This window comes from Syntrophotalea sp. (assembly GCF_050253115.1).
In the GTDB taxonomy this organism is placed as follows: Bacteria; Desulfobacterota; Desulfuromonadia; order Desulfuromonadales; family Syntrophotaleaceae; genus Syntrophotalea; species Syntrophotalea acetylenica.
This window is the reverse complement of the sequence record NZ_JBFWJQ010000080.1, coordinates 1-11,646: the sequence shown is the minus strand read 5'-3', so window position 1 is coordinate 11,646 and position 11,646 is coordinate 1. Positions and strand designations below refer to the sequence as shown.

11 protein-coding genes are annotated in these 11,646 nt (G+C 54.9%); 2 read left to right on the top strand and 9 right to left on the bottom strand.

Going from position 1 to position 11,646, the window contains the following annotated elements; translation table 11 throughout:
* Window positions 1-82: 82 nt before the first annotated feature.
* The 6 genes from AB7E65_RS09135 to AB7E65_RS09110 form a co-directional block, all read right to left on the bottom strand.
* The gene (locus tag AB7E65_RS09135) at window positions 83-1,807 is read right to left on the bottom strand and encodes a PAS domain-containing protein (protein ID WP_428745737.1); all 1,725 of its coding nucleotides are present in this window, start codon (window positions 1,805-1,807) and stop codon (window positions 83-85) included.
* 294 nt (window positions 1,808-2,101) lie between these two features.
* Window positions 2,102-2,752, bottom strand: coding sequence for a class I SAM-dependent methyltransferase (locus AB7E65_RS09130; protein WP_407703135.1), 651 nt, complete (start codon window positions 2,750-2,752; stop codon window positions 2,102-2,104).
* Window positions 2,753-3,044: 292 nt separating this feature from the next.
* Window positions 3,045-4,118, bottom strand: a complete 1,074-nt coding sequence (locus AB7E65_RS09125; protein ID WP_072287440.1) for a permease — start codon at window positions 4,116-4,118, stop codon at window positions 3,045-3,047.
* A gap of 94 nt (window positions 4,119-4,212) precedes the next feature.
* Window positions 4,213-5,607, bottom strand: a complete 1,395-nt coding sequence (locus tag AB7E65_RS09120; protein ID WP_428745736.1) for a heterodisulfide reductase-related iron-sulfur binding cluster — start codon at window positions 5,605-5,607, stop codon at window positions 4,213-4,215.
* A gap of 66 nt (window positions 5,608-5,673) precedes the next feature.
* The gene (locus AB7E65_RS09115; protein WP_428745735.1) at window positions 5,674-6,012 is read right to left on the bottom strand and encodes an ArsR/SmtB family transcription factor; all 339 of its coding nucleotides are present in this window, start codon (window positions 6,010-6,012) and stop codon (window positions 5,674-5,676) included.
* On the bottom strand, window positions 6,009-6,425 hold the full coding sequence (locus AB7E65_RS09110) for an arsenate reductase ArsC (RefSeq protein WP_428745734.1): 417 nt from the start codon (window positions 6,423-6,425) through the stop codon (window positions 6,009-6,011). The genes AB7E65_RS09115 and AB7E65_RS09110 overlap by 4 nt, the downstream gene beginning before the upstream one ends.
* A gap of 747 nt (window positions 6,426-7,172) precedes the next feature.
* On the opposite strand from AB7E65_RS09110, the gene AB7E65_RS09105 reads away from it, so the two are divergent.
* Together AB7E65_RS09105 and AB7E65_RS09100 are read left to right on the top strand one after the other, a co-directional pair.
* The gene (locus tag AB7E65_RS09105; protein WP_428745733.1) at window positions 7,173-7,865 is read left to right on the top strand and encodes a hypothetical protein; all 693 of its coding nucleotides are present in this window, start codon (window positions 7,173-7,175) and stop codon (window positions 7,863-7,865) included.
* Window positions 7,866-8,202: 337 nt separating this feature from the next.
* Window positions 8,203-9,525: a penicillin-binding transpeptidase domain-containing protein gene (locus AB7E65_RS09100; RefSeq protein WP_428745732.1), complete on the top strand. Its 1,323-nt coding sequence runs from the start codon at window positions 8,203-8,205 to the stop codon at window positions 9,523-9,525.
* Here AB7E65_RS09100 and AB7E65_RS09095 read toward each other — a convergent pair.
* The 3 genes from AB7E65_RS09095 to AB7E65_RS09085 all read right to left on the bottom strand — a co-directional run.
* A complete protein-coding gene (locus AB7E65_RS09095; RefSeq protein ID WP_145926427.1) occupies window positions 9,491-10,294 on the bottom strand; it encodes a sulfotransferase in 804 nt (267 codons plus the stop codon). The two genes, AB7E65_RS09100 and AB7E65_RS09095, sit on opposite strands and share 35 nt — an antisense overlap.
* Window positions 10,272-11,120, bottom strand: a complete 849-nt coding sequence (locus AB7E65_RS09090; protein WP_428745731.1) for a sulfotransferase family protein — start codon at window positions 11,118-11,120, stop codon at window positions 10,272-10,274. The genes AB7E65_RS09095 and AB7E65_RS09090 overlap by 23 nt, the downstream gene beginning before the upstream one ends.
* A gap of 12 nt (window positions 11,121-11,132) precedes the next feature.
* On the bottom strand, window positions 11,133-11,646 hold a 514-nt coding region (locus tag AB7E65_RS09085; protein ID WP_428745730.1), incomplete at its 5' end, for a hypothetical protein.

The window sequence follows — 11,646 nt, the reverse complement described above, 5'->3', positions numbered from 1 at the left end:
GCCCATCGAAAGCCTCCTTTCCTGAGAACTTTGAGCGGTTCACAGAGGGGAGGCTTTCATTTACTCCCGGTACTGTCAAACTTTACAAGTCCCCCGGCAGAGCCGGGGGGTTTCCTATCGCACTAAGGACATTGTAAAGCCGGGTAAGGTTCTGGATACGCTGCTCGGCGTGCTTGCGCTCGCTGATGTCGCGAATGATCGATTGGCACCAGACGCGTCCGTCAGCTTCCACCCTCCGGGCGCTGACCTCCACCGGAAAACAGCTGCCGTCCGCCCGCCGGTGAACGGTATCGAACAGCACCCCGCCATCGTAAGCATCCTTCCACCTCGCATCGAAATCGCCCAGCGTATCCGGAGCCCGCAGTTCGCGGACGTGCTTCCCGATCAGTTCTTCGCGAGGGTAACCGTAACTGCTGATGGCGCGGTCGTTGGCCTCGACGACCGTGCCCTCGCCATCGAGCAGCAGAATGATATCGTTGGCAAACCGGGTCAAATACTCCAGGTGCTTGCGCAGCGCCTGCCTCTGCAGTTGTTCCCGGAGTCTGGCCACGGCGAACCCCGCCATCTGCTGTCGCCACCACAGCACGATGCCGGCGGCCGAAGCCGCAATCAGAAACAGCACCGCCATGCCTGAAGCGGCACCGAGACGCTTGAGAGGTCGCTCGACTTCGACACGGTTGACCTTGGCCAGAACCAGCCAATCCGAATCGGGCACTTTTTCCAGCACGGCGAGAACCGGCATACCGTGGTGATCCACAATATCCGCCTGCCCTTGCCGCAAAGCACGCAAAAAAAACGAATGGAAAGACTCGCCTTGTTGGTCAGGGTTGACAACAGGTCCCCGGCCAGCATCCCTCGACAGCGGAACCCCCAGCGGAACCGCGCCCGCCTCACGCTGAACCAGGAAAGTTTCGGCGCCTTGAATATCGGCGGGCAACCATTGGGGATCGGGAAACAGCTCGTTTTCGAGAGCCATGCGAAAAACGAGAGCACCGAAAACTTCCGCACCGGAAGCAACCTCGGCATGCAACGGCACAACGAAATCGACAACCTGCGGACATCCGTCTTGCGGAAAATATGCGGCCGAAAAAATCGGATGACCCTGCTGCAGGGCTTTTTTCAGCAACGCATTTCCGGTAAAAACCGCTTCATGGTCCGATCTTCCAACCCGCAGAACGCCTCGGCTGTCAAACAGCAGCAGGGCATGGTACCCGTACGCCTTGCGAAAGGCATCCAGCCTGCGGAGGATACGCTCCGGGGCCGCGGTTCTACCTGCGGGATCCGCCAGCCACGCCCTGAATGACGCCATGACAACCGGATCGTAGGTAATGGTCCGGGCATCCCCCAGCCGCTCCTTGCGCCACGCATCGACCTGCCGGGCCTTCAAGCCGGCCACATTACGCAATGCGGTGCGGGCATTGGCACGCACGGTCCGCGATGCCTGCAGATAGACAGCGGCCCCGGACGCGGCAAGCACCAGGATCATGACCAGAAATATTCCCAGCGGCGCCCAGGGACGAAGGTAACTGGTGGAAGAAAGACCTTTACGGTCCGGGGAGTCCGCGGAAGCACCGTCCAAAAGCGCCGCCGCGACCGTACCTTTTGCGGCATTGCTGCGCATGGCCACGTAGAAAAAGACGGCGGTCCCCAGCACAAACACCAGCCCCTTGACCGTTTGCCACACAATAATTGAGTCAAAGCCGGAAGAAAACCGCCCCAGAAAAAAATCCGTTCCGAGAATCCAGGCGGAGCCGAGAAGAAGATAAAGGCCGATGGTCAGCGCTATGTTTTTTCGTGCTGCGGACATGTGACCTTTTCAAAAGAGGAAGCAGATCAATTTCCAGTGGCAACCACAGCGGAGTCCCATAACGATCCAAAAACCGCGACTGAACCATGTAGAACCATCAAACTTCGTTCAATAATAAATGCTACACGACAACAAATCAAACATCGGCGCAAGCTTTTTCCCGCATTCACGAGACCACCATCATGGACAATGCTAACGAAAGCAGATCCATTGGCGGATTTAAGGCAAGGCTGGCGATGCCTGTTGATGAACACCGCTGAGGTGCAAAGGGACCACCTCGGAAGGGAAAGTGGTTCATGTAAAAGCGGAAGACAGGGGTTTGTGCAGCAGGATGACATCCTGGCCGATAAAAAAAATGTCGCAACCGGCCTGCTCCGCCCACCAGGCCAGGGTCCGGCTGGAAAAAAAACAGACATGGGTGGGATCCCGTCTGTAATGCCAGGTGGCGAAGGCCGCCCGGTCGCATATCAGCTTGGTCATCAGGCCCAGCCAGCCACCGGGCCGCAGCAAACCATGAAGTTGCGCAAGGACCGCACCGGGCCGATAGAGATGTTCCGCCACCTCGCTGGCGGTAATGAAGTCGTAACGCCCCTGCAGCACTCCACTGTCCGCCGCATAATAGGGATCGTAGAGAGCCATGTCATACCCCGCCTCGGCGAACATCAGCGACAGGGTCGGCCCGGGCCCGCTGCCAAAGTCCAATCCCCGCGCCGGGACCGGGACACGCTCTCGCATCGGTTCGAACAACCGCGACAGAAAGCGGCGGTAGCCCCTATCAGACGGATCGTTTTCATGCAGGTCATAGTGGGCTTTTTCCTCAGCCGGAGACAGACGGTCCGCTGGCGGAACAAACACAAGATCGCAACGGCGGCACTGACGGTAGGAACGGCGCTCGTCCCGATGGTAAAAATCAGTGTGTCCATGGCGGCACAGCGGGCAGTCTATCGACAATGGATACTCCGCAGAGGGAAAATGAACGCCTTTTGGCATACTATCGTATCGATCCGAAAACTGCGGATAAACACAGCATGGTTTCCGTACGGGAAGCAAGAAATTTATCTAGTATCCATCCGGAAACTCCGGATGGATACAGCGTAGTTTTCATATGGGAAACGAGCAATTTTTCGTTGTGGCAAGGAAATCAAGGGGTTGCGCGGAGGCGTACATCGGTACGCCGCACAAGCAAGCCTGCGGATTGACGCCGCCACGGCGGAAAAGGGCCGTTTCCGGATGGAAACTAAATGACAAGATTGAACAGGTAACCGACGAGCAGGATACCCACTCCGACGACGCCAATGAAGGTTGCGATGAGCCTCGGTTTGAGGACCTTGCGCAAAATCACCATCTCGGGGAAGGACAGAGCGATGACGCTCATCATAAAGGCCAGCACCGTACCCAGCGCGGCGCCCTTGCCGAGCAGCGCTTCGACCACCGGAATCATGCCGGCGGCGTTGGTGTACATGGGGATGCCGATCAACACAGAAACCGGCACCGACCACCAGGCGCTCTTGCCCATGATACCGGCCATGAAGTTTTCCGGCACGAAGCCGTGAATAGCAGCCCCGGCCAGAATGCCGATGACCACATACAGCCACACCCTGCCGACGATGTCCCGCACGGCGTCGAGGCCGAAACCGACCCGCTCTTCCCAGGTCATGGTCGTGTCAGGCGTTGCCGCGGCGTTGGCATGCATTTCCCGCACCCAGTCTTCCACATGACTTTCCAGTTTCAAGCGTCCGATGGTCCAGCCCGCTACCGTGGCGATGACGATGCCGGTAACGAAATACAGGGTGGCCACCTTCCAACCCAGCAGGCCGAACAGCAGCACCAGGGCAATTTCGTTGACCATCGGGGCGGAGATAAGGAAGGAAAAGGTTACCCCCAGCGGAATGCCGGCGGTGACGAATCCGATAAACAGGGGAACTGCCGAACAGGAGCAAAAGGGCGTTATCACACCAAGAAGGGCAGCCAGCACATTCCCGGTGCTTTCGCGCCTGCCGGCGAGGATTTTGCGCGTCCATTCCGGCGTGATGAAGCTGCGCAATATGCCGACGCCAAATACGACCAGAACCAGAAGCATCAACACCTTGGGGGTATCGTACAGGAAGAATTCCACCGCCGATCCCAAATGCGATTCCGCCCGCAACCCGAACAGGTCATAAGTCAGGAAACGTGAAAGGGGTAAAAGCTGGCGATAGAGCATGAACCATGCGACCAGCAACAGGCCGATTTTAATGCCGAGAAATTTACTGAAAAAATTGTTTGAAAGCGTGTCTTCGGTTACCGGAGACGCGCCGGATTGATTGTTCATGGATGAATCTCCTTCGGGTTTTGCACCGGGGTCTTTAAAATTTGGGCAAACGAAATGCGTACCCCTCGCCCCGGCTTGTATTGACGTATCGCTCTTATTCAGAGGATGCGCTACCACCATAGGCCATCGCCAGCACTTCGACCGGATGGTAAACGGGATATGGCAGGCAGTGCTTGAACTGCAAACGGCAACTCATGCAGTCCGTGACGATCGCCTGCGGATTATGAGCGTGAAATTTTTTCATCAGCGGTTCGCCCAGATCCAGCGACTTTTCATGGAAATGCTCTTTGAAGCCGAAAACCCCGCCCATGCCGCAACAGTCGTAATCGCTGCCGACGGCCTCGATGTCCAATTCCGGAATCAGTTTCAAAAGATCGAGGTAGGGACGCCCCATTTTCTGCTCCCGCAGATGGCAGGGAGCAAAATAGGCCATACGTTTCGGGATCGGTGCAAAATCGGTGGCGAGTTTGCCTTTATCGAGGAGATTTTTCAGGTAAACGCCGAAATCGAAAAGATGATCAGCCAGTTCAATCCGCGCCATGGGATCGATGCTGGCAAAATAGCCGTCATCCTTCAGGAGATGATGATACATGTTCTTTTTCAGATGCCAGAACTGCCCTTCTCCCTTTTCCGGGGCGGGCACCTTGAATTCATCGTCGGCCGCGTTCACCGATTTCTGAAATGTTTCTGAATAATAGGCTTTTTCCTTGAGCAGTTTTTTCAGAAAAAAACCGCAGGTGGGACAGGAATAAATCAGGTCGTTGCCGGCTTGACAGGTTTCGAGTAATTTTTTCATGTTGGCCTCGGCCAACTCCAGGGTACGTTTTCGGTCCCCTTCTGCCAGAAACGGCATGCCGCAGCACTGTTGGAGCGGGACAAACACCGTCGCTCCGTTGTGTTCCAGGATCTCCACCACGCTGCGCCCGATGGCGGGAAACAGATAGCCGGCGGTGCATCCGGCAAAGTAGGCAACCTGATGATTGCCTGATCGCTGCCGGTCCAGTCCCCGGCGCTTTGCCCACTGGAAGAAATTCTCCTTTGGAAAAGAAGGCAAATCCCGATCGGGGTGCAGGCGGAGGGCTTTACGCAGCAGGGGGCCGGAGACCTTGTTCGATTGCAGCGCCTTGACCAGATCGGGAAAAGCACCACACAGCCGGGCCATGCGCGGAACATCGTTGAGCAACCGGGTCGCCAGCGGCATCCCTTCCCGTTCGATAAAGCGGCTCTTGGCCTCCATGACATCCATGGGGATTTTCTGGCAGGGGCACAGCCCGCAGAGAGTGCAGAGTTCGGCCAGATAGCGGAGCTGTTCTTCCGTTATGGGTATGCCATCCTCATGCTCCTGGTCCCAGAGCTTGTAAAGCTCGAGAAAAAAGGCGCAATCTTCTTCCATCATGGTGCGGCAGGTATCGCAATCGGCACACAGTCGCATGACATCGCGAAGGATTTTTTGCGGGGTCTGTTTGTTCTTCTCGTCCGGGCTGTCCATCGTTTCACCTTTCTCCCATGGGGGACAATCTATATCCCTTTTTTCGGATATATTGACCGAAAATATTTATGAGCAGTACCTTTTTTCCATGGAATCCAGAAGCTTTTTGCGCCCCATGGCTCCTTCCCGGGTATTCGGAAGGTGACTTTCAAGCATATCCAGCAACTGGTCCACCAGAGTGTCGTGCCCCTTGGCCAGGGAATAAAGAACCCAGGTTCCGTCACGACGGTCTTCCAGCAGGCCGGCGTTTTTTAAAACGGCCAGATGGCGTGAGACTGTCGATTGCGGCAGGTCAAGAACCTGCATGATCTTGCACACGCACACCTCGCCTTCGAGGAGAAGGCAGATAATCTGCAACCGTGTCCGATGCGCCAATGCCTTGAATAGATCCGTCGTTTGCTTCAATTTAACTCGCTTTTAAAAAATTCAGCCAACTTTTCCCGAATTTCATCACGCACCCGCCGGTAGACGGCAAGCACCTCTTCGCTGCTTCCGGTGGCTTTGGGAGGGTCGTCAAACCCCATGTGCAACCGTTTGACTCCGCCCATGAAGAGCGGGCATTTTTCATTGGCGTCGCCGCACAGCGTGATAACGTAATCGAAACTCTGGCCATCGTATTTATTGAGATGATCCGAGGTTTGCGTGGTGATGTCGATACCGGTTTCGGCCATCACCTGCACCGCCTTTGGGTTCAGGCCATGCGGCTCGGTTCCGGCTGAAAACGCTTTGATTTTCCCTGCAAAATCATGATTGACCAATCCTTCGGCCATCTGGCTGCGACAGGAATTTCCAGTGCAAACAAACAAAACGCGCTTCATGAAATCTCCGGAGGTTCGCTGAAAAACATTGCCCGTCCTTTTCTGACAATGTTGCTGCAATGATGCATCCTCATAAAACCCTTTGGCCTTGCCCTGTTCGATACGACCGGCGGGTAAAATATCCGCGGATCTTTACCCTCGAAGGCATGGAGCAACCATATAATATCCTTATATCCGGTTTTTGGGATTTATTCAAGCACAAATCACATACCTGGAGGAAGAACGCCTGTCCCATTGACTAAAACAGCATGGCCCAAAGTCTCCGCAATCCGCGCGACTGCGCTTTCTTCCGTCAGCGGAGCAAAAGAATCTGTACACGTCGGATCAAGATGGGTTATCAATATCCGTCCAGAAACTCCGGATGGATACCATCCATAGTCGCCTGCTTTGCCCTGCTTAATAACACTGACCCTTGACACCTCTTACGGATGTTCAGAACCGGGTCTTGAAAAATCTGCTATCATAAAGGGCATGACAGCGTGGAAATGTGACATTATGTCTTTTCCCGACTTTTTTATATAAAACATGAACTCTCTGGTATCCATCTGGAAACTCCGGATGGATACAGGTTAGTTTTCATATGGGAATCGAGCAATTTTTCGTTGTGGCAAGGAAATCAAGGGGTTGCGCGGAGGCGTACATCGGTACGCCGCACAAGCAAGCCTGCGGATTGACGCCGCCACGGCGGAAAAGAGCCGTTTCCGGATGAAAACTCTCTGGTTTTTCAACCCCGGACAAATCGGATCCATGAACAAAGTTCTCATCATTTCAACCAATGCAAAGGCAACGGAGGCCTACCGCAAGGCGGTATCGACTTTGGGTTCGGAGTGTGAAGTCGCCAAAAGCATCGAGGAAATGCAGCAGATCCTACGGAACAGGCCCTTTAACGGCCTGATTCTGGATGTATTGACAGCGGTACGCGCGCCCCACAAGGACAAACCGACAATCCAGCGGTTTTCAGAAATCTATCCGACGTTTCGTGCGCGATGGGATGAAAAAAACCGTAAAATCCGCGGCATGGTCCTGGGACGCAGTCTGGACAAGGCCGACCCTCTGGGAGCCTTTCTGGAAATGTTCTGCCGTCACCGCCCTGCGCGGGTATGCCGGGTCACGCCCCGATATCGAATCCATTTCAACGTTTTGTTGAGCAGGGACGCGAATTGCGCCGAGGCGCAGGCGGAAAAAACCGTCACCCTCGACATCTCTCGGGGAGGCTGCTTTTTAATATCAAATCAAGACTGGCAGGGCACGAAAACGGCCTGGGTGCGCTTCAGGGACATACCCCGGATTCCGCCGGTGCAGGTTGAAATACGCCATTTCTGTGCCTGGGGACATGCCATGCAGGTGCCGGGAATCGATGTGGAATTCCAGCAGATGGATCCGCTGCATCTGGAAACTATCTGCAGACATTTCCCGATATCCACGGCAACGGACTTATGAAAAGAGCCGATACGCTTTTTACCGGAACCGGAAGCCCGGGACATTGCCTGCAGCGCTGGAAGCTACTGAAAAAGAAAAGTAAGTGGTTGGCCAAATGGCATATAAATGCTATTGTGCGCCGTTGAAAAACCCATGGTTCGAAAAGCGCGGGCGGCATGCATGCGCCCATTCATCCAATGATCAACATGGCCGATTCAGGGCATGTCACATATAAACTATGCGTAAAAAAAATTCATTACCATCGGATGGTCCGGGCGGTTGGCGAGGTTTTCAGTCCGGGTTGCAGAATCAAGGCGGAATGCGGCTGAACGTACGCAGGAATCCACAGGTTGGGTCATTGCGCAAACGTCGCATCGGCAGAAAAATCTGCGCCTTCGCCCTTATGTTTTCCGCGGGAGTGTTCGGCTGCCAGTCGCTGATCAAGAGTGACGTGGCCAAAAACATGGTAACTGCTACCGCAGCGGCGCCCGTGCCGCAAAGTGCCCCGGCAATCTCCGGCAAAAACGATATTCGCAGACTGCTGGACCGGCAGTCTTTTGACAATCTGACAGATGGACGTCTGCAACTGCACCTCGGTCAGCAGACCCTGCAGATCGAGACCAGCCTGGACCAGGACCTGCAGAATTACCTGCTGTCCAACATGGACCGCAAAAATTCCCGGGATATCGGCATCGTGGTCATGGATGCCGACACCGGCCGCATCCTTGCCATGGCGGGCTATGACAAGACCGGAACCGCCGGCAATCCCTGCCTGCGCAGCAACTTCCCGGCCGCGAGCATTTTCAAGATCGTAACCGCGGCTTCGGCGGTCGACATTTGTAACTACTCCGCCGATTCAACCATGCGTTTCAATGGCTACAAACATACCCTTTACAAGCAGCAACTTACCCAAAAGGTCAACAAGCACACCAACACGGTTTCCTTCAAAGAAGCCTTTGCACAATCAATCAACCCGGTTTTCGGGAAACTCGGGGAGCACAGTCTGGGAAAAACGGTCCTGGCGAGAACCGCCGAAACGTTCCGGTTCAATGAAACCATCGACTTTGACATGACCCTGCAGCCGAGTCACTTCCAGATCACCGACGATCCTTACAACTGGGCTGAAATCGCCAGCGGCTTCAACCGCGATACCACCATTTCCCCACTGCACGGGGCGATCATGGTATCCGCGGTCCTGAATCAGGGGCGTAGCGTGAAGCCATCCCTTGTCGATCGCATACTCGACAGTAAAGGCAATCTTCTCTATCAGGGCAGGCAATCCCCCGATTGTCAGATCATGTCCCCGAAAGCGGCGGCGGTTCTCGGCCAGATGATGGAAGCCACCATCACCTCGGGCACGGCCCGCAAATCATTCCAGGGCCACGATAAGGACGAGATCCTGTCACAGCTTCAGATCGGTGGCAAAACCGGGTCGATGGACAACCAGACCCACGACATCCGCTATGACTGGTTCGTCGGTTTTGCCAGAGCGCTGAGCGGCAAGGCCAATCTGGCCGTCGCCGTCCTCGTGGCCCACGAGGATTACATCGGCACCCGCGCCGGCCAATATGCGCGCATGGCGATGACTCAATATTTCAAGAAAATGTTCAGCACCGCCGCGGATCGATCCGCCACCGCCGGCATCCTCAAACATGCTGAAACGGCAGGGAATCAGCCGTAACGCAATGCCTTTGCATGGTTTCGCATGTGGAAAGGTAATTCTCATGAGCTGCTGAAAGCAGATTTTCATCGAGAACAATGGTGGTGTAATCGGATTTTTGGGAAAGAATCTTCCCGGCCTTGATGTTGGCGGAAGGGTCGCCGTGCTTTTCCTGCCCGGTGTATCTGAACGTGGAGTAGGTTGACTGCAGCTTTGCCTCCAGATCCAGCCAGGCCGACAGCGCCTCCAGCAGCCTCCCGGGGCGCTGGATCATATCCCCGGATTCGATAAAAAATCCCGGGATCTTTGTCCGTTTTGCGTAATTGCCAAGGGTTTGCAGCCGTTGATTGTAATAGCTGAAAACCGCAACCGGATCGGTATGCCAGGCTACATTTTTCAGCGTATGGCCCATATGGATAATGCTTTTTACCGCTTCGGCCGGCGGCCTGAGCAGGAATATTTTTTTGATATGGGGATGGTCGCATATGCTGGGGGAAAGGATTTGCGCATCGTGCAGCATTTTATCCAGCGCAAATCGTCCGACAGGGCTTTTTTCCCCACGCTGCTGGAGCTGGTGCCGCAGCCAGAGAAGATCAACAGGAGTTTCATAGGACTGGTGCATCTCGGCATAACCGCAAATACGGGGATGACTGCCAAGAATATGCGAGAGCAGCGTCGACCGGCTTCGCATGTGGCTCAGAATGAATACATAGTCCTTTCTGCCCCATAAAACCCAGGGATGCCGTAAACTCTTACAGACAAGTTTTTTAAGTTTTTTCCGAAACTTCATCTGTTTCATCCAAAATATCCGTTCCAATCACCGGCAAAGCTCCGGAGGACAGGATTTCCGGTGTGCGGACACTGTATCCGAAACGCGCCGCCCGTTTTTCAAAACATCGCGCGAAACATACGGCTTTTATTCCCCAGCCCCTCACACCCTGGCAGTCTGCGTGCCACTGTTGCAGGTATTTTGCATTGATGTCGGTGCGAACCTGCTGATCAAAGGGAAACCTGTCGACACCGAGCCAATCGCAAAGCTTGTCAACATGAAACGCGGGACACCGGACAAATTCTTCATAACGCAGGATCCGCACATGATCAAGAATGACCATATCCAGGATAAATCGCTCATGACAACGCAAATGGTGTTCAATGAGGGCGGGAATGCTGGAATGACACCATTTGCGGGTTGCATAAGCTACCGCAAGCGGATGGCGCAGCACAACGATAAACCGGCTGCCGGGAAACAATTTCTGCAAAAACCGGGTGCGCACCAGATTCGGCGGAGATTTCTCCAGAAGCACGGGTTTGGAGACATCCCAATGCGGCCGCCACTGTTCGTACAAAAGCTTGGCGTTTTCAGGCGTGGCCAGGGGATGGTCATCCGCCATACAGCTGGCCTTGTGGAATCCGAAACGACCCGGACCGCCGAACACCCTGGCGGCAGGATAAACCGTCTGCAGATGCTGCCCTTCGTCTTCCGGCACGCCGGTATCCCGGAAACCGGAAATATCCGGGTGCGAGCGCAGGATATCGTGCAGCAGGGAAGTGCCGCTGCGATGCAGACCCGCGATAAACACCATGCGTTTTTCGGATATTTCGGCGTCATGCGGCATGGCATTCCCCCATTACACGGTCAGCGTCGCCGTGAAACCTGCCAAGGGTTTTTCGGGGTAAAAACTGTGAACGACGAGATGTTCAGTGGCGGCAAGCGTCGCGCAAAACCCGAACCAGTTCTCGTACAGCGCCATGACCTCCGAGGGGGCACTGTACAGGCGACTTTTTCGGCCAAGCCGCCTGTAGCGCTGGCAAAACAGACGGAAACGCCCGCTGGCCAGGAGGCGCCATGTTCTGCGACGCCGCTGCAGACAACGTCGGCAAAGTACCTCCGGGCACTCCCGGAGTGTCAATATAAGCAGTTCGCCACACGATGCCAGCATGCCGATGATCGGATCCGACGCATAATCGGGAAAACCCTGGTCCATCAACCTCAGAATATCGTAATGCAGCACCAGATTGGATATTTGCGTCTCAGGCGAATCGGACATATGCATGGCATCCCTGAAATGCCAGAATGCGAGGTCGCCCATTTTCAAACGGTTCTGCAAATCGGGCAGCAACCCCCGCCGCAGTTTTTTCATC